The sequence below is a fragment of the Streptomyces coeruleorubidus genome (assembly GCF_008705135.1).
GTDB classification, from domain to species: Bacteria; Actinomycetota; Actinomycetes; order Streptomycetales; family Streptomycetaceae; genus Streptomyces; species Streptomyces coeruleofuscus.
On sequence record NZ_CP023694.1, the window covers coordinates 7,243,106 to 7,262,260 of the forward strand.

The window sequence follows — 19,155 nt, forward strand, 5'->3', positions numbered from 1 at the left end:
GGCGGGCCGCGGTCACCGGATCCGGCACTCCTTCACCGTGAGGGGTTTCGTGTCCCCCGCTGTGCGGCTGCACAGCACGCGGGTGTCGGCGGTGCCGTCGGCCGCGCGGCGAACCCGCTTGAGGACGATGCTGTGGCCGGTGCGGTCGCCGTACAGCGGGGCCCCGGTGAAGTCGATGGTGCCGGTGGCCATGCCCTCGATCTTGACGTTGCGCAGGTTCACCCAGGTCGAGGCGCGGCTCTGCGGCCGGTCGTCGCGCGTGGCCGCCCAGTACAGGGCGCGGGTCGCGTCGTGGGCCAGGGCGGTCTGGCCGCTGGCCAGGGCCGGGCTGTCGTAGCGCACGCGCCGGTCCTGCAGACCGGGCAGGTACGCGGCGGCCGAGAGGTAGAAGGTCGTCTTGGTGGCGGCCGACTCCAGCTCGGCCAGGGCCGCGTGGTACAGCGTGACCTTCGGCGCGACGGACTGCCCGCCGGCGGTGAAGTCGGCCTTGGACAGGTCGTCGCCCGTGAGGATGGACAGGGGCTTTCCGGCGCAGCCCGGCTCGGTGCCCAGCTGGGTCATCAGGGGATCGATGTCCTCCACCCGGCCCGCGAAGTAGATCACGGACGGGACCCGGCCGCCGCGGCAGATCTCCTGGGCGTGCGAGCGGAGTTCGGGCTTGCCGCCGCTGAGGACGTAGCGGCGCGGCTCGAGCCGGGCGAAGCCCTGCCGGCGCAGCATCTCCTGGCCGTAGCGGGCCTGTTCGTCGGTGTACAGGTCGTCGGTCTTCGCCGTGTCGCGGGCGAGGACGAGGCCGTACTGCCGTCTGTCCGGTCTGCGCAACTGGGCCGCGATAAGGCCGAGTTTCTCGATCTGCCACTCGTCGGTGGCGGCCAGGCTGAACCAGTTGGCGAACTCGCGGGGCAGATACGTGGCGGAGTTGGTGCCGGAGACAATCGGCAGGCCGGCCTCCAGCAGGGTGCGCGTCGTCGCCCTGCTCGACTCCAGGTCGCGGCCGGTGCCGACGACCCCCACCACGGTCGGGTCCTCGGCGGCGTACGCGGCGATGGCCTCGGCCATCTCCTTCTGGTGGCCCAGGTCCACGCCGCCGTTGGCGACCAGGACGCGCAGCTTCACACTGGAGTTCTTGTTGATTACGGCCTGCGCCAGATGGACACCCGCCAGCTCCTCGGCGCCCTTCACGAACGACGAGCCGGCCGGGTCGGCGCTCAGCGGCCCGGCGTAGACGACGGTGACGTACTTGCCGGAGTGGCGTGCGAGGACGTCCGCGTTCTGCCCGGCGATGCGGTCCTCCAGTTCGTCCACGGTCCAGGGCGTTTCGTCGTCGGCGGTCAGGGTCCTGATCTCGTCGGAGGGCTTGGGGGCGGGCAGCCAGTCGGCGAAGCGGACGCCGCCGGTCGCTATGCCTATGCACTCCGTGTCGCCGCCGGGTGTCCGTTCGAGCCGGGTGTCGCGGTTGGCGGTCAGTACGGATGCCGAGCAGTACCGGTCCTGGAGGGAGTCGGCACGCATGACGGTGGCGGCGGCTAGCAGGGCGGTCACCAGGACCAGGGTGTGCAGGGCCCACACCAGCCGGGCGAGCGTCGGCCGGGTGGCGGCCCGCAGATGGCGGCGGCGTTCCTCGACGGGACCGAGCTGGTCGTGCGGCAGCGGGATCCTCATCACCCAGGGCAGGACGGACCGCTCCCGGCTGGGCGACTGCTCGGCGCGCAGGTCGCGTGCCCACTCCCGGTACCAGGTGCGCAGCCGCTCGCCGAACCGGGGCGGTGCGGGTTCGGGGTCGGGCGCCGTCCGGACCACGCCGCGCTCCAGGCGCGGCACGTCGTGGGAGCGGACCGCGGCGACCACCAGCAGCGGGTCCAGCTCGCTGCGCCGGCTGCGGACGTCGCTGATGGCCCGGATCAGCTCGATGCCGCCGTTGCGGTCGTCCGCGTGCGGCAGGAACAGCATGGGCGGGCGCGGCCGTTTGAAGCCGCGCAGGTCCCAGCTCCAGCGGCGGTGGTTGTCCCGCAGGTCCTCCCGCAGCGCCAGCACGCACAGCTGGAGGTGGAAGTCGCCGCCCGCCGTGAGCGCCTCGGCCACGTCGTACGCCCGGGCCGCGATCGCCCTCCAGGAGCGCACCGGCCGGAGCAGCGACACCTCGGTCGGATCGTCCTGGTCCGCCGCCCTGAGGAAGGTCGTCGTCATGAACCAGCGGCTCTCCCGGCGCAGCCACAGGAAGATCGGCGCCCGCCCCGGCAGGGCGTAGTTGAGGACGGTCAGCAGCAGCAGGAAGGCGAGTCCGGCCGCCACCGCCACGAACCAGTCGCTGCGGGCGAGGAGCGCGGCGAGCACGGTCACGAGGCTCGCGGGCAGGATGTGCGCCATGTCGAACAGCGGCAGGCCCGAGCGCCACCGCGCGGTGCCCTTCGGGCGCCAGCGCTGCCGGGCCAGCTGGTCGAGCAGCCGCTGCCGCTGGTCCTGCCCGGCCTCGGGGCTGCCCGGGGCGGGCGCCGGCCAGGTGTCACCGAGTGCCGCGACCGCGTCGTCGATGGCGTGCACCAGCCGCAGCCGCGGGAACGCGTAGCGCCGGTAGACCGCCTTCGGGCCGCCCCACTTCTTCGGGTCGCTCAGCGCCCGCACCATGGCCGCGGCCCGGCGCACCTCCGTCGTGCCCTCGTAGGCGTCCTGCGCCACCGCGCAGCGCGTGCCGTGCGCATCCTGGCCCGTGTACAGCTGCCGGACCAGCCCGGTCACGGCGTCGTCGTCCGCGCTGTCCTGCGCGTGCACGACGAACACCGGCATCGGTGGCTCGGCGCTCGTGCGGAAGTCCTGGATGAGGATTTCGAGCTGATCCTGGAGGTGGACCGCGGCGCCGGTCTCCGGCATACCGTCGTGTCCCCCAGGGCAGTCCGGCGGCGTGCGATCAGCGTTCACCATGGGCAACCCCCGTTCACCTTCGGTGACTTACGAGGCTAACCGCTGCGAGTGGGGTGCGAGTGGGTGACGGACGAACTTCAGGAACGTTTCGGCTGGTCTGCTCGGCAAAAGGTCTTGAAGGGACGGTCTTGAATGGGTCAGCCACTGGCTTGTTGACTTTTGGCTGAGCCAGCCACAGGATTCCCGGGGTGACCCACTCCGCGCCGCCCCTGCCCCCCGGTCTCGACGAGGCCGCCCACCGCTGCCTCGTCGCCGGTTTCGCCGGCACCACGACCGTGCCCGACACCCTCAAGCGGCTCATCGACCAGGGCCTCGGCGGGGTCATCCTCTTCACCCGGAACGTGCGCGACGCCCAGCAGGTACGGCGGCTCACCGACGCCCTGCGGGCCCTGCGGCCCGACCTCATCGTGGGCATCGACAACGAGGGCGGCGGCATCGGTCACCTGGTCGCCGCGGGCGCGCCGGACGTGCCCGGCTCCTACGCTCTCGGTGTCGCCGACGCCCCGGCGCTCACCGCCCGCTGCGCCGACGCGCTCGCCGGGCATCTGGCCACGCTCGGCATCACCGCCTCCTACGCCCCCGTGGCCGACCTCCAGCACCATCCGCGCAACCCGATCGTGCGCACCCGCTCCTTCGGTGCCGCGCCCGCGCTCGCCGCCCGGCATCTGCGGGCCTGGATCACCGCCACCGAGCGGCGGGGTGTCGCCTCCTGTGCCAAGCACTTCCCCGGCCACGGCGGCACCGAGACCGACAGCCATCACGGCATCGCCGTCGACCCGCGGTCGTACGACGAACTGCGCGCCGACCTCGAACCGTTCCGCGCGGCCGTCGACGCCGGCGTGCCGATGCTCATGAGCGCGCACGTCGTCTTCCCGGCGCTGGACCCCGAGCGGCCCGCCACCCTGAGCCGCCGCATCCTGGGCGATCTGCTCCGCCACGAGCTCGGCTTCGACGGAGTCCTGGTCAGTGACGCGCTGGAGATGAAGGCCATAGCCGACCGCTACGGCGAGGCCGCCGGAGCGCGGATCGCCCTCGCGGCGGGTGCCGACCAGGTCATCGTGGCCGTGCCGGACCTGGAGGTCACCCTGGCCTGCCGGGACGCGGTGCTCGGCGCGCTGCGCTCCGGCGCGCTGGCCGAGGAGCGGCTGTGGGAGGCCGCCGGGCGGGTGCGGCGGCTCGCCGGGCGGTACGCGGTTCCGTTCGGGGCGGTCGACGGCTGGGACGCGGGGGCCGGGCTGGAGGCGGCCCGCCGGGCCGTCCGCGGCGGCGCGGTGCCGGCCGGCGTGCGGGGCGCCCACGTCGTCGACCTGTACCCGCCGCCGCACCCCGCGCTCAACTGGGGCGGGGAGGACCTGCTGACGGAGGTGCGCGGCGTCGACCCCGCGGCCACGGGGACGGCGGTCACCGGGGAGCCCGCGGATCCGGCGGCCGTGGTGGCGGGCATCCTCGGCGCGTCCGGTGACGCGCCGCTGGTCGTCGCGACCTGCGACGCCGGGCTGCACCCCTGGCAGGAACGGCTGCGGGCCGCCCTGCTGGCCCGGAGGCCCGATGCCGTACGGGTCGACACCGGGCTGCCGGAGGGGGGAGCGCTGTGCTCCTACGGGCGGGGGCGGGTGAATCTGCGGGCGGTCGCGGAGGTGCTGGCGGGCTGCTGAGCCCTGCGGCCTCCCTGCGGCAGCTTTACGGCATCCCTGCGGCACCCTTGCGGCGGGTCTACGGCACCCGTACGACCTCCTTGATGCCGCGCGCCGCCAGGTATGCGGCGTCGTCCGCCCGGGCCGCCAGGACCACCGCCGGGCGGACGCCCTTGGCGCGCAGGGTCATCCACGCGTCGAAGTACGCGCCTCCCGGGCCGGACACGGAACGCGTGGACGGCGTGCAGTCCAGGACCAGGGCCGTCTCGCGGGGGCGCGCCGGGTGGTGCCCCGCGCGGATCTCGGCGACCGTCTCGGCGAGGGCGGTCGCGATCGGCTTGGCGACGCCCCGTGCGTCGAACAGGCCGAGGGTGTACTCCAGTTCCGGGTAGTCGGCCAGCGAGCGGTCCACGTCGTGCGAGCACCACCACGTCACGCCCCACAGGCCCTCGCACCCGGCCGCGTTCCGTACGGTCGCCCGGGCGAAGTCGGGCGCGTCCGCCGCCGGGATGTGCGGTTCCGGGGCGCCCGTCTCCTGGACCCAGACCGGGCGTGCCGGATCCTCGGCGTAGGCCTTGGCGAGTTCCGTGCCGTACTCGGCGAGGTGCAGCACCTGCGGGGAGCGGGGGCCGTAGCGGCGGGCGCAGTCGCCGGAGAACACCCAGGGGTGGACGGTGGTGACGTCGCCCTTGCGGGCCGAGGCCTGAGGGGTGAAGGGGTGGTCGTCGCCGTACCAGGCCGCGTCGTAGGCGGAGTGGGTCGCGAGCCGGCCCGGGGGCAGGTGCTCGCGCGTGGCGGCCAGCAGGGTGTCGAGGTAGTGGTCCACCTCGTCCGGGGTCACGGGGTTGTGCTCGACCAGGTTGTTGAGTTCGTTGCCGAGCTGGAGGCCGATGAGGTTGGGGCGGCCGGCGAGGGCGCGGGCGAGGGTCCGCATGAGTCCGGCCTGCGCTGCGACGGCCTCCGGGTCGGTGAAGACGTTGCGGTGGTGCCAGCCGCGGGTCCACTCCGGGTAGAAGTCGAAGCTGGACAGATGGCCCTGCACGCCGTCCACCAGGACGTCGAGACCGGCCTCGGCCGCCAGGTCGACCAGGTGCGCGAGCTGGTCCACGGCGGCGGTGCGGATGAGCGTGCGGTTGGGCTGGAGGAGCGGCCAGAGGTGGAAGACCCGGACGTGGTCGAGACCGAGGGCGGCGATCTGGTCCAGGTCCTCGCGGGCGTGCTTCGGATCGAAGTCGTGCCAGGAGTGGAACCAGCCGCGGCGGGGCGTGTAGTTGACGCCGAAGCGGAGCGTAGGGATGGGATCCTCCTCGGGTCGGGTCTTGCCCTGGGTGAATGCATCAATCACCATAGTCGGCGATGGGTAATGAATTGAACCAGGAGTGTCGAGACTTGGTGGTCGGTCTCGACGCGGGCGGCACGCGGACCCGGGCGGTTCTGGCGACGGCGGACGACGGACGTCCGGTGGGTGAGGGCGCCGCCGGGCCCGGCAACGCCCTGACCGTGCCCGTGCCGCAGCTCACCGAGCACCTCGCCGAGGCCGTCGGGCGGGCCGTGCCGGAGGCGGTCCGTGACCGGGTCGTGGCCGTGGCCGGCGGTTTCGCGGGCGCGACCGGCGCCGCCGCCGACGAGCCGGGGCGGCGCAACGCCCTGGCGGCCCTCACCGCCGCCCTGCGCCGGCTGGGAATCGACGCCGGCCCGCCCGTCATCGGCAGCGACATCGAGGCGGCCTTCGCCTCCGCCCCGGGCACCCCTGCCGACGGTCTCGCCCTGGTGGCCGGCACGGGCGCGGTCGCCATGCGCATCACCGACCGCCGCGCCACCGTCACCGTGGACGGCGACGGCTGGCTCCTGGGCGACGACGGCAGCGGCTTCTGGATCGGCCGCGCGGCGGTACGGGCCGCACTGCGCATGGCCGACGGCAGGGGCGCGCCGACCGTGCTGGCGGAGACGGTGGGCCGGGAACTCGGGGTGCCGGGCGACGCCCTGCCCGGCGGTGCCGCAGCCGGTGGCGCGGTGCGCAGACTGTCCCCCGACGTGGTCCCCGGCGGCGCGGAGGGCGCGTCGGGCGACGGGCGGCACGAGGCGGTGCCGCCGGTGACCGGGCCGGGGCAGTCGGGAGGGGCTGGAGGTGCGGGTGGTCGGCCGACCGGCCCGGGGCCGAGCGGCGCGGGCAGGCGGGAGTCGGCTGGTTCGGAGCGGTTCGGAGGGGCTGGGGCCGCGGGCGGGCGGTCGGCCGATCCTGTGCAGCCCGGCGGGAGCGGACGGTCGGCCGGCCCTGAGCAGGCCGGCGCGGGCGGGTGGTCGGCCGGCCCGGGGCAGTCCGGTGTGGGCGGGCGGTCGTTGGGTCCGGAGCAGTCCGAAGGGGCTGGGGTTGCGGGCGGGCGGGCATCCGGCCCTGAGCAGGCCGGCGCGGGCGGGCGCACGTTCGACCCGGGCCAGTCCGGTGCGGGTGGGCGGCCATCCGATTCGGGGCAGTCCGGAGGAGTTGGGGCCGTGGGCGGGCGGGGGCCTGTTGGACCGGAGCAGTCCGGACGAGCCGGGGCCGCGATCGGAGGCGTGGCCGGTTCTCCGGCTGTCGGCCGGCGCCCCGCCCCGCCCCACGACGACACCCCCTGGTCCCGCCCCCACCGCGAGGCCTACCGCAGGCATCTGCTCCCCGCCGTCATGGCCGAGCCCCCCATCCGCCTGGCACGGCTCGCGCCGCTGGTCGTCGCGGCGGCCCGGGACGCCGCGGATCCGGTCGCCCTGGCGATCCTCGACGAGGCGGCGGATCAACTCGCGGAAACAGTACGGGCGTTGAATCCCGGCCCCGGGGAGCGGGTGGTCGCCACCGGCGGACTGCTCGGGCCCGACGGGCCGCTCACCGACCGCCTCGAAACCCGCCTCCGTGCCCTCGGCCTCACCCTCGACTGGGTCCCCGACGGCTGCCGGGGCGCCGTCGCCCTGGCCCGCCTCGCCCACGGCGGCCGTACGTGACCGCCACCCGGCAGGGCACGCCCCGGTACCGCGACCCCGCCGCCCCGGTCGACGCCCGCGTCCGCGACCTGCTCTCCCGTATGACCCTGCGCGAGAAGGCCGGACAGCTCAACCAGCGGATGTACGGCTGGGACGCCTACCGCCGCACCCCCGACGGCGCCTTCGAGCTCACCGACGCCCTGTACGCCGAGACCGAGCGCTTCGCCGGACTCGGCGCGCTGTACGGACTGCTGCGCGCCGACGCCTGGTCGGGGGTCGACCACGCCACCGGATCGGGCGCGTCGGACGGCGCCGAACTGGCGCACCTCGTCCAGCGCCACGTCGTCGAGCGCAGCCGGCTCGGCATCCCCGCCCTGTTCGTCGAGGAGGTGCCGCACGGGCACATGGCCCTCGACGGCACGGTCATGCCCGTCAACCTGGCCGTCGGCGCCACGTGGGACCCGGGGCTGTACGAGCGGGCCGCCGCCCACGCCGCCGCCGAACTGCGAGCCCGTGGCGGGCACGTCGCCCTGGTCTCGGCCCTCGACATCGCCCGCGACCCGCGCTGGGGACGGACCGAGGAGTGCTTCGGCGAGGACCCGTACCTGGCCGCACGGCTGACGGAGGCGCTGGTGCGCGGCATGCAGGGCGCACCCGCCGAGTACTTCCCCGCCGACAAGGCACCCGTCGTCCTCAAGCACTTCGCCGGGCAGGGCGCGACCGTAGGCGGCCGCAACTCCGCCGAGTCCGAGCTCGGGCTCCGGGAGCTGCACGACATCCACCTCCCCGCCGCCCGTGCCGGGGTCCGCGCCGGGGCCGCCGCCGTCATGGCCGCGTACAACGAGGTGGACGGTCTGCCCTGTTCCGGGAACCGTGCCCTGCTCCAGGAACTGCTGAGGGAGCGCTGGGGTTTCCAGGGTCTCGTCATGGCGGACGGACTGGCCGTGGACCGGCTGGCCCGGATCACCGGGGACAAGGTCTCCGCGGGAGCCCTCGCGCTCGACGCGGGTGTTGATCTGAGCCTGTGGGACGAGGGCTTCACGCATCTGGAGGCGGCGGTCGAGCGGGGGCTGGTGAGCGAGGCGGCTCTCGACGAGGCCGTGGCACGCGTCCTGCGGTTGAAGTTCCGCCTGGGCTTGTTCGAACAGCCCTACAGCACCTGCCCGTCACCACCCCCCGCCGTCGGTCGCGACCTGAGCACCGCCCTCGCCCGCGCCGCCGTCACCCTCCTCCACAACGACCACGACCTGCTGCCCCTGTCCCCGGCGACCGTCTCCCGTATCGCCGTCCTGGGCCCGCACTCCGGCACCGTCGCGCACCAACTGGGCGACTACACCGCCCCGCAACGGCCCGGCACCGGCACCAGCGTCCTCGACGGGCTGCGCGAGCTCGCCCCGCCCGGCATCGACATACGCCACGCCCGGGGGTGCGCCCTCACCGGCGGCGACCTGTCGGGCATCCCCGAGGCGATCGCCCACGCCGCCGCCTCGGATGTCGCCGTGCTGGTGCTGGGCGGCAGCAGCGCGCGTGCCGCCGGGACCGGGTTCGACGCCAACGGGGCCGCGCGCACCGCCGTGTCCGAGATGACCTGCGGAGAGGGCGTCGATCTGGCCGGACTGCGGCTGGGCGACGCCCAGTACGCACTCCTGGACGCCGTGGTCGCGACGGGCACACCGACAGCGGTCGTGCTGATCCAGGGCCGCCCGCACGTCGTGCCCGACACGGCGGCCGCGCTGCTCACCGCCTGGTACCCCGGCCCCTGGGGCGGTGAGGCGATCGCCGAGGTGCTGCTCGGGCTCGCCGAGCCCGTCGGCCGGCTGCCGCTCTCCGTGCCCCGCTCCGCGGCCCAGCTCCCCGTCCACTACAACCACAAGGACACCGAGTACGGCGGCTACGTGGACTCCCGCGCCGAGTCTCTCCACTCCTTCGGGCACGGACTGTCGTACACGAGCTTCGCGTACGGTCCGCCGCGCCTGTCAGGGCACGGCGTCGAGGCCGACATCACCAACACGGGCCGGCGCCAGGGCCGTTCCGTCGCCCAGCTCTACCTGCGCCGGCTACGGACCCCGGTTTGGCCGCGCACGCTGGAGCTGTGCGGTTTCCGGGCCGTCGACCTGGCGCCGGGCGAGACCCGCACGGTCGCGTTCCCGCTCGGCGCCGACTTCCGTACGGCCGTTCCGCCCGGCACGGTGGTCGAGTTCCGGGTCGCCGCGTCCGCGCGGGCCGCCCTGACCGCCGTACCGACTCAGAGCTTCACGGCCCCCGAGGAAACCCCCTTGTAGAACCACCGCTGGGTGATGACGAACAGCACCAGCACGGGGATCACGGAGATCACCGAGCCCGCCATCACCATCCGCTGGTCGTAGCCGAAGGACGAGGTCTGAAGCCTTGCCAGGCCCAGTGTCAGCGTGAAGTGGTCCTCGGTGCGCAGCACGATCAGGGGCCACAGGAAGTCGTCCCAGGCGCTGATGAAGGTGTTGATGGTGACGACGAGGATCGCGCCGTAGGCGGACGGCAGGTACAGGTACCGGAAGCGTTTCCACTCGCCCGCTCCGTCGAGCATCGCCGCGTCCTCGATCTCGCGCGGCACGGCGAGGAACGCGGCGCGCATGATGAGGACGTTGATCGCGGCGACGAAGCCGGGCAGCCAGACACCGGCCAGGTGGTCCACCAGGCCCATGTCCCGGATGCTGAGGAACAACGACACCATGATCGACTCGAAGGGGAACATCATGGACGCCAGCAGCACGATCCACACCAGCTTGCGGCCCTTCCAGCCGGGCTTGGACAGCATGTAGCCGGCCATGGTGGAGAAGACGAGCTGGCTGGTGATGGACAGCAGGGCGATGACCACGCTGTTCCTGATGTAGGTCCACACCGGCACCTGGTCGAAGACCTCGCGGTACGCACGCAGGGACGGATGACGGGGGATCAGGGAGGCGCCCGCGCCGAAGACGTCCTCGCCCGCGCCCTTGAGGGACGACAGCAGCTGCCACAGCAGCGGGCCGACGGTGATGAAGAGGACGAACACCAGCAGCAGGTAGCGCAGGACCAGTTCGCGCGGGCGGCCGTAGTCGCGCCAGCGGGGCGTCAGACGTCGGCGCTTGTCGACGGCGGTCGTCGTCATGCCTCGTCCTCCTTCGTCAGGCGCTGGGCGAGCAGCGTGAGGCCGAGGGTGAGTGCGAACAGGGCGACACTGACCGCCGCGCCGTATCCGGCGTTGCCGGTGAGCGGGTCGAGGCCGACGTCGCGGATGTAGAAGGGCAGCGTGCGGTCGGCGCCGCCGGGGCCGCCGGTGGCACCGCCGAGCATGTAGATCTCGGTGAAGACCCGCAGCGAGCCGATGCCGGTCAGGGTGCCGACCAGCATCATCGACTGGCGGACGCCGGGCACGGTGATGTGCCAGAACCGGCGCGCGGCGCCCGCCCCGTCCACGGCCGCCGCCTCGTGCAGCTCCCTGGGGACGTTACCGAGGGCGGCCAGATAGAAGATCATGTACCAGCCGAGGCCCTTCCACAGGGTCAGGCCCATCGCCGACAGCAGGATCAGCCACGAGTCCGACAGGAACGGGATGGCCTCGCGGACGAGGTGCGCCTTCTGCAGCCAGGTGTTGACCAGTCCCTGGTCGCTCAGCAGCCACTGCCAGCTCAGGCCGACGACCACGCTGGAGGCCAGGACCGGCGTGTAGAACGCCGAGCGGAAGAAGCCGATGCCCGGCAGGTTCTTCTCCACGAGGATCGCGAGCAGCAGCGGCAGCAGCACCATCAGCGGGACGACGAACAGCGCGTACAGCAGGCTGTTGCGGGTGGCCACCCAGAAGTCCGGATCGCCCAGCATCCGGCGGTAGTTCTCCAGGCCGACGACGTCGTAGGCACCGCCGAGCGGCTTGGCGTCGGTGAAGGAGACGACGACCGTGTTGAGGAACGGGAAGACCCCGAACACGGTCGCGCCGATGATCGCCGGGGTCATCCACAGCCAGGGCAGCCACCAGCGGCGGTAGAGCGCCGCGCCCCCCGCGTCGGCGCTCGCGCCGGGCGTGACGAAGCGGAGGGCGCGGCGCAGGGGGCCCGGTGTGCCGCGTGAGGGGGAAACGCCGGGGCGGCGGGCGCCCGCACCCGGGGGAGCGGGGACGGGCGCCTTGTGGACGGTCGGTTGGGTCATCCTCAACTGCCCTGCTCGATCAGCCGGTTCGCCTTGGACTGGGCCTCCTTCAGAGCGTCCTCGGCGCTCTTCTTGCCCTGCATGGCCAGCTGGATCTGGGCCGAGATGGCGTTCAGCTCACCGGGCGTCAGCGCGATCTCGTCGGCCGTGGCGGTCTTGCGGTCACTGGCGACGATCTTGCGGGCCTCGGCGAACGGGTCGTCGCCCTTGACCGACTGGAAGAACGGGTCGTTCAGGGAGGCCGTGGTGGACGGGAAGATGACGACGTTCGGGTCCTTGGCCCAGGCGAGCTGGTTCTCGGCGTTCGTCAGGAACCGCGCGAAGGCCAGCGCCGTCGAGGCGTTCTTGCTGGTGGACGCGGTGCCGATGTACTGCGGGGCGCCGACGGTGTGGCCGAGGGCGTCCAGCATGAAGGGGGCCACGCCGGTCTTCTTGTAGACGCTCGGGTTGTTCTGCTGGATGAACCGGAGGAAGTTGGGGTTGGTGGGGCCGTAGACCAGCTTGCCCTGGCCGTAGACGTTGGCCGGGTCCTGCGTGGAGGACAGGGAGTCCCTCGGCATGCCGCCGGCCTTGTAGAGCTTCGTCATGGCCTCGACCCACTGGGCCGTCTTCGGGTCGTCGGCGAAGGTGAACTTCTTGCCGTCCGGCGAGAGGATCTTGATGCCCATCTGCTGCCAGTCGGCGGGGATGCGCAGCTGCGGGTTGGCGAGGAAGGCGTAGTACTCGCCGCCGGAGGCCTTGGCTATCTTCTCCGCGTCGTCGAACAGGCCGAGGACGGTCGTCGGAGGTTTCGCGGGATCCAGGCCCGCCTTCTTCATCAGGTCGGTGTTGAAGGTCTGCACGATGCCGCCGGAGTACCAGGGCAGCACGCTGTGCACCTTCCTGCCGTCCGCGTCGGCGTACATGCTGGACTTCCACAGCGCGGGCGTGAACGGCTTGCCCGCGTCCGGGGCCTTGTCGTCCAGGTTCAGCAGGTAGCCGTTCTTCGTCAGCGCCACCGCCGTGTTGACGTTGATGTTCACCACGTCCGGCAGCGTGCAGCCCTGCGCGTCGGCGACCAGGCGCTGGGTGAAGGTGGCGTCGCCCGGGTCGTCGATCCAGTTGACCGTGGTGCCGGGGTGGGCCTGCTCGAAGGCGTCGATGACGCCGTTGAAGTACTTCCCGAAGTCCTTCTTCAGGTTGGTGGTCTGGAAAGTGATCTTTCCCTTGACTTCGCCGGAGAGCTTCCCGGAACCGACGTTGCCCTTGTCGACCTTGCAGCCGCCGGCCGTGGCGTCGCCGCCGTCCGAACCGCCGCCGGCCAGGCCGCAGGCGGCGGCCGTCAGCGTCAGGACGACCAGACAGGTCAGGGATCCGGTGAGTCTTCTTGCGCGCATTGCTGCCCTCCTGGGACCAGTCATGCTGGATCAAATCACCAAGTTGGACTTCGATTGATGAAAAGGTGGACCAGAATTCATCGGAGGTCAATGGTTTGCCGTGTTGCTGTTCGGTTGCGTACGGCGCTCAGTGGCGGTGTTCGTGGTCCGGGTGGGAGGGGTCGCCGGGGTGTTCGTGGCCTTCGGCGTACACGACGTCCGCCCTTGCCCGGTCGAGCCAGTCGAAGAACGCGCGCCGGGCTGCGGCGTGCCGCAGTTGCTGTGCGATGCCGTCTTGGACTTGCTCGTAGGGGTGGATGTCCGAGGGGTCCGGGGCGTCGTAGGGGTCGACGCCGCGGCGTAGCGCCTCGGGAGTGAGGAAGCGGTCCTGGTTGCGGTCGTAGTAGTCCCGAACGGCCGTTTCGGGGATGTGCTGTTCGCGTTCCAGGGCGGCGAGCAGGGCTCGGGCGGCGGGGGAGTGGGCGAGGGCTGCGGCGATGATGCTGCCCAGGTCGGCGACGTCGGGTTCGGGGACGGTGAGCAACTGCATCGGCAGGACGTCGTTCGGTGGGGCGAGCCCTCGTTCCGCGCAGGCGCGGCGGGCGAGTTCGTCGGTGACGATGACCTGGGTCGCCCAGCGTCTTCGTTGGCGGGCTGCGCGGGCGGAGAGTGCCGCGCCATGTCCGTGTGCGGCTGCCGCGCCGTCGTGGCTGGTCGCGCAGTTCCCCGCGCCCCTGAGGGCGTCAGTGCCGAGGAATGTTTCCACGTGCTGCTTGGGGATCGGGTCGCCACGGACGGTCGCCGCGTACTCATCCTTCACGGCGTCACCTCCAGCTCGACGGCCCGCGTGTACGCCACGCAGCCGTGCCAGGCCGCCTTCGCCATCAGCCAGTACGAACCCGGTGGGATCGCGTCGCCGTCGACCTCGATCGCGCACTCCCGCTGCTCCCCGCCGGGCACCGTGAAACCCTGGCAGCCCGGGGTGACGCCGGGCCAGGTGCCCCAGGAGGAGACGGCCCACAGGGTGCCGTGGACGGGGCCGCGGGTGGGGTTCCGCAGGGTCACGGGCACCCGGGTCCGCTCGCCCCGGCGCACGGACACCCGCTCAACCCCCAGTTCCGTCACCAGAGTCGGGCCCCTGTGCCCGCCCGCGACGTCCAGGGCCACCACGTCCTCGAACGTCTGGCCGCCGTACGACAGCCGGGCGGCGAGCCAGTGCCGGCCGGGGGCGGCGTCCGGCGGGGGCGTCACCGTGATGTCCGTGAGGGTGAAGCCGCCGGGGCCGAGCGCGTACGGCAGTTCGGCGGGCTCGGTGCTCCAGCCGGGCGGCACCTCGAAGGCCACCGTGCCCGACACCGGCGCGTCGGTGAGCTCCGAGGAGACCCGGACGGTCGCGGTGACGGGGCCGTCTGCGGTGAGGGCGGTGGGGGAGAGGTACACGGCGACCGGCATGTTGCCGCGGGGCGCGGGACCGGAGTTGTGCAGCCAGTAGCGGGTGGCGACGGGCTGGGCGGGCTCGTGGGCGCCGATGCCGGGGCCGACCGCGCTTTCCGGCGCGTGGGCGGGCGTGGCGAGGAGGGTGGCGACCTCGAAGCCGGTCAGGTCGACTCCGAGGCCGCCGGTCTCGTCCGGGGCTAGGGGCGCCCCGGGCCTCTCCAGGACGTCGGCGCGGGCGCCCGCCGCCCATGCCACCGGCCCGGCCACCCCCGCCCGGACCGGCCGGCCGTCGACCTCGTGCACGCGGACGACGAGACCCTGTCCCGGATCCACGGGTGCCCCGCTGCCCCGGGCCAGCGGGGAGCCGAGCGGCTTGAGCGCGTCGAGCAGCACCTCGCCTGCGGGTTCCAGACCGAGCAGGGTGGCCTTCCTCGGCAGGGCACCCGAGGACTGGGCGCCCGAGGCCTGGGCGTCGGGGGACTGCCGCAGCCGTGCCGTCAGCGGACGGTTGTACGCGTGGCCCGCCTGCGGCAGCCGCAGTGCGCGCCAGTCGCCCGTGCCCGCGACGACGGCGTACTCGAAGGTGTGCGACCAGCGCTGGAGCTGGAACCCCGAGCCGTCGGGGGCCGTGCGGCGCGGTGGGTCGATCCAGACGCCGGACGGCCAGCCGGTGCAGGAGCGCATCAGGGACATGTAGAGGTCGCCGGAGGCGGTGACCACGCAACCGGGCGTGCCGCGGTTGAGGATCGCGAAGCTGCGGCCGTCCCAGGCGTCACCCGGTGGCAGTGCCTCGCCGCCGCCGGCGGCCGTGGCGCTCACCGTGAAGTCGTCCAGGTCGGCGATCAGCGCGCCGACCGCCTCGGCGTCGTCCTCGGGGCGGGCGCCCGCCACCACCAGCAGCGGCAGACGCTCCAGATCGCGCAGATCGGCCCCGGGGATCCACTCCTCGCGCAGACAGGCGCGCGGCGCGACCCAGACGGCGGCCACGCCCCGTTCGGCGAGCTGGCGCTTCAGTTCCCGCCCGGCCGCCGGGTCCCAGCCGAGCGCCTCGGCGACCACGGCGTTGCGGTCGGGGCCGCCGACGGCGATCCGGAGGTCCGGGAGGTTGGAGTCGACCTCCAGGTCGCCGTAGCGCGGGCCGCCCGCGATCGTCGAGGTGGCCGTGACCCCGGCGCGGACCAGGGCCGCCGCGAGCGGGGTGCCGAGGTCGCCCGCGATGTCCCAGTCGGCATAGATGAGTTCGGCGACCCCGATCGAGCGGTGCCCGAGGAGGACGCCGGAGTCGTCGTGGACGGCGACGCGGGCGGTGGAGCCGAGACCGAACCAGGTGTTGGCCGGGTTGTCCAGCGTCCAGGGGAACCGTTCGCTGTCCACTTCCACGAAGCCGAACCCGCGCCCGATCACCGCGTCCGCGACCTCGTGCACCGGCAGCCCGCCCCGTACGTCCGAGGGCCAGCGCACCCGGATCAGCCGGTCGGCGCCGTCGTACCCGTCGACGGTCGTGGTGAGATCGAGCCGGTCGACGCCCTGCCACAGCGTCAGCCGCTGGGTGCAGCGGAAGAGACCGAGGTCGGCGGTGACGGTGACACGGGAACCGGCGGGGGAGTGCTCGACGCGTACCTCGGCGGTCACGTCCCGGCCGCGGGCCGCGGTCGTGCCGGTCGGGGTGAGGTGCCAGGGACCCTCGCCGAAGCGCGGATGCCTCGGGTACTCCTCCTGGACGACGATCTCGTTGCCGATGTCACCGGGACGCAGCAACTCCCGGCCGCCCTCGGCCAGTGCGCGCAGGCTGCTGACGCCACCACCGCGCGCCGGGTCGACCGTCACCTCGTAGAACTCGTTGCGAATGGTGAGGCCTTCGCCAGGTGTCCAGCCAGGGGCGGACCCCTCGGTGAGCGGGAGCGCCGTGAGGCCCATGCCGGGCACCTCCGGCACGACGACATGGAGCCGGCCGTCCTCGCTGACCGCGGGGAGCCCGTGGGGTACGAGACCCGGGTCGTCGACCGTCAGCACGTCACGGCGCTCCCAGGTCGCGGAGTTGAACACGATCAGGTCGGGGCCGTCGCCCGGGGCGACCTGGTCGGCCAGGGCCTGGGTCGCGTCGGCGTGCACGCTCACGGCCAGATCGTGCAGCTCACGCCAGCCGGTCATCAGGTCGATGTAGACCTGGTCCGACTCCGAGCCGGTGATGGCGTCGTGGTGGGCGCCGTAGACGAGTTGCCGCCAGGCCTTGTCCAGGGCCGCGTCCGGATAGGGGCGGCCGGTGACGAGGGAGGCGAGCGTCGCCCAGGCCTCGGCGTCGGCGAGGAGGGTCTCGCCGTACCGCTGGGCCTGCTTGGTGTCGATGTAGGAGACGTCCTTGCCGGTGTAGACCGGGTTCATGTCGCGGGTCTGGGGCGATGCCCTGCGGCCCTCCGTCTCCAGTTCCGCGCGGACGGCGGCGAAGAAGTCCCGGGGGATCGCGCTGATGCAGCGGGGCCAGACGTACCGGGCGTTCCAGTCGCGGTGGATGTCCATGACCCAGCGGCACGGCGGCGCGTAGTCCCCGCCCACCGGGAGCAGCACGTTACGGGTGAGGGAGACCTGCTTGAGCCGCTGGAAGAGCGTGTACGCGGCGGCCTCCGCCTCGGGCAGGGTGGGCGCGTTGTCGATGGCCCAGCCGGCTCCGTAGTGGTTGACCATGTACGCGGTCAGCAGGCCGCGCCCCGACGGGGCGATCCAGTCGAACTCGGCCGGGAACTGCATCCGGCCCGGGTCCCTCGGTTCCTCGCCGAACACCGACAGGGTCGGCCCCCACTGGTGGAACGGCCCGCGCGCCCACGAACTGGAGCTCACCCCGGCGTCCGCCATCAGCCCCGGGAACTGCGGGTCGTGCCCGAAGGCGTCCAGCTGCCAGGCCGTCTCCGGGGAAGCGCCGATGATGCCGCGCTGGAAGCCGTCGCCGTACAGGGCGTTGCGGATCGTCGCCTCGGCGCCGGTGAGGTTGGTGTTGGGCTCGTTGTAGGTGCCGCCCATGATCTCGACGCGGCCGGTGCGGATCAGCTGCCGCAGGAAGGCGCGCTCCTCCGGGAAGGCGTCCCAGTAGGGCTTGAGGTAGTCGACCTCCGCGAGCACGAACGTGTACGCCGGGTCGCGCCGGGCCAGGTCGCAGTGGGCCCGGACCAGGCTCATGCCGGACTGGCCGCGCGAGTCGAAGGTGCGGGCGGGCAGTCCACTGGCCGCCGGGTCGTCGGCGACGTCCCAGGTCTCCGTGTAGGCGCCCTGTGTGTTCCACCAGACCGGGTCGTAGTGGAAGTGGCTGACCATGAACATGGTCCAGCCGGGCTCGGCCGCGGTGAACTCGCCGGTGCGGGAGGTGACTTCGTCGCCGTCGGCCGCGGTGACCGTGATCTCGCGGCGGTCGCCGGGGACCAGGTCCTCGCCGGTGACGGGGATCTCGGCGCGTACGGTGCCGTCCGCGCCGACGGCGGTCTCCGTGGTGCCGGTGAGGCCCGGGCCCTCGACGGTGAGCCGCACGGTCCGTCCCGGAGTGTGGCTCAGCTCGACGGCCACCACCTGTCGCGGCTGCTCGGTGGTCCCGGTGAAGAGCTCGGTCGACTCGACAGAGGTGACGCGCATGGGGCTCCTACGAGTGCTCTGGGGAGCCCCATCCTGCACGGCAAAAGTGATTCAAACAACCATCCTCACGTCAACTTGGTGGTTCATCCATGCACGACCGGTCGTGTCACCTGGCTCGCCGGGACTTCACCGCGTGCTGCGGGGTGATGTGGTCGGTCAGTGCCAGCGACGCGCTCGCGCGCTGGTAGGTGAGCTGGGCGACCCGGACGTACAGGCAGTCGACGAGCATCAGGACAGAGTGCCGGCTGCTGATGCTCTCGGCCCGGAAGCTGGTCTCCGAGGAGGACGAGATGAGCCGGATGTCGGCGGACCTGGACAGCGGCGAGCGCGGGTCGGTGGTCAGGGCGATCGTCGTGGCGCCGCGCTCCTTGGCCATCTCGAACGGTTCGAGGGTCTCGCGGGTCGCCCCCGAGTGGGAGATGCCGATGGCCACGTCCGCCGGGGTGAGCAGGGCCGCGGAGGTGGCGGCCGCGTGCACCTCGGTCCAGCCGCGGACCGCGCAGCCGATGCGGAACAGCCGGGTCTCGGTCTCCTGGGTCACCGCGCCGCTGCCGCCGACGCCGTAGACGTCGATGCGCCGGGCGCGGGCCAGGGCCTGGGCCGCGCGCTCCAGTGCGTCGAGGTCGATCCGGTCGATGGTCTGCTGGATGGCCCGCAGGTCCGCCGTGCCGACGACCTGGACGACCCGTTCGAGGCTGTCGTCCGGGGAGATGTCGGGGCCGATCTCGGCGGTCCCCCAGTCGGACACCTCGCCCCGGCCGCGCTCCTGGGCCAGTTCGATCAGCAGGTGCTGGTAGGAGTCCAGCCCGACGGCCCGGCAGAAACGGGTCACCGTCGCCTGGGACGTGCCCGTGCGGCGGCCCAGCTCGGCGGCCGAGCAGTGGGTGACGGCGGCCGGATCCTCCAGGATCAGCTCGCCGACCTTCCGCAGGGACCCCGCCAGCCGGGGCAGTTCGGTGCGGATCAGTGTGGTGACGTCCGTGGGAGGCATGGGGAGAAGGTAGCAGCCACCCGTGAGGGGGAGGATTGAATACCAGGACCCGGCACAGAGCCTGAGTGATGTGTGATTTATTGAT

General features: G+C 72.9%; 11 protein-coding genes. 3 read left to right on the forward strand and 8 right to left on the reverse strand.

The window, feature by feature from the left end; translation table 11 throughout:
- Positions 1-12: 12 nt before the first annotated feature.
- Positions 13-2,868: an ABC transporter substrate-binding protein gene (locus tag CP976_RS33445; protein WP_167537471.1), complete on the reverse strand. Its 2,856-nt coding sequence runs from the start codon at positions 2,866-2,868 to the stop codon at positions 13-15.
- 239 nt (positions 2,869-3,107) lie between these two features.
- On the opposite strand from CP976_RS33445, the gene CP976_RS33450 reads away from it, so the two are divergent.
- Positions 3,108-4,574 (forward strand): glycoside hydrolase family 3 N-terminal domain-containing protein, encoded by a 1,467-nt coding sequence (locus CP976_RS33450; RefSeq protein WP_150483657.1) that lies wholly within the window; start codon positions 3,108-3,110, stop codon positions 4,572-4,574.
- 58 nt (positions 4,575-4,632) lie between these two features.
- Here CP976_RS33450 and CP976_RS33455 read toward each other — a convergent pair whose 3' ends face one another.
- On the reverse strand, positions 4,633-5,901 hold the full coding sequence (locus CP976_RS33455) for a glycoside hydrolase 5 family protein (RefSeq protein WP_150483658.1): 1,269 nt from the start codon (positions 5,899-5,901) through the stop codon (positions 4,633-4,635).
- Positions 5,902-5,945: 44 nt separating this feature from the next.
- Here CP976_RS33455 and CP976_RS43925 point away from each other — a divergent pair, with 44 nt between their 5' ends.
- A complete protein-coding gene (locus CP976_RS43925; RefSeq protein ID WP_229875338.1) occupies positions 5,946-7,529 on the forward strand; it encodes a BadF/BadG/BcrA/BcrD ATPase family protein in 1,584 nt (527 codons plus the stop codon).
- Positions 7,530-7,609: 80 nt separating this feature from the next.
- A complete protein-coding gene (locus tag CP976_RS33470; protein ID WP_229875337.1) occupies positions 7,610-9,790 on the forward strand; it encodes a glycoside hydrolase family 3 N-terminal domain-containing protein in 2,181 nt (726 codons plus the stop codon).
- Here CP976_RS33470 and CP976_RS33475 read toward each other — a convergent pair.
- From CP976_RS33475 to CP976_RS33500, 6 genes are all read right to left on the reverse strand, one after another.
- Positions 9,754-10,635 (reverse strand): carbohydrate ABC transporter permease, encoded by an 882-nt coding sequence (locus CP976_RS33475; RefSeq protein ID WP_150483660.1) that lies wholly within the window; start codon positions 10,633-10,635, stop codon positions 9,754-9,756. The two genes, CP976_RS33470 and CP976_RS33475, sit on opposite strands and share 37 nt — an antisense overlap.
- Positions 10,632-11,669, reverse strand: a complete 1,038-nt coding sequence (locus tag CP976_RS33480) for a carbohydrate ABC transporter permease (RefSeq protein WP_150483661.1) — start codon at positions 11,667-11,669, stop codon at positions 10,632-10,634. Before CP976_RS33480 ends, CP976_RS33475 begins: the two co-directional genes overlap by 4 nt.
- 2 nt (positions 11,670-11,671) lie before the next feature.
- On the reverse strand, positions 11,672-13,045 hold the full coding sequence (locus tag CP976_RS33485; RefSeq protein WP_190146831.1) for an extracellular solute-binding protein: 1,374 nt from the start codon (positions 13,043-13,045) through the stop codon (positions 11,672-11,674).
- 127 nt (positions 13,046-13,172) lie between these two features.
- Positions 13,173-13,844 carry a peptidyl-prolyl cis-trans isomerase gene (locus CP976_RS33490; protein ID WP_150483662.1) on the reverse strand — a complete coding sequence of 224 codons (672 nt, stop codon included), beginning with the start codon at positions 13,842-13,844 and terminating at the stop codon, positions 13,173-13,175.
- Positions 13,841-18,079: a glycoside hydrolase family 38 N-terminal domain-containing protein gene (locus CP976_RS33495; RefSeq protein WP_150483663.1), complete on the reverse strand. Its 4,239-nt coding sequence runs from the start codon at positions 18,077-18,079 to the stop codon at positions 13,841-13,843. Before CP976_RS33495 ends, CP976_RS33490 begins: the two co-directional genes overlap by 4 nt.
- Positions 18,080-18,185: 106 nt before the next feature.
- Positions 18,186-19,070: a MurR/RpiR family transcriptional regulator gene (locus CP976_RS33500; RefSeq protein ID WP_150483664.1), complete on the reverse strand. Its 885-nt coding sequence runs from the start codon at positions 19,068-19,070 to the stop codon at positions 18,186-18,188.
- Positions 19,071-19,155 lie beyond the last annotated feature (85 nt).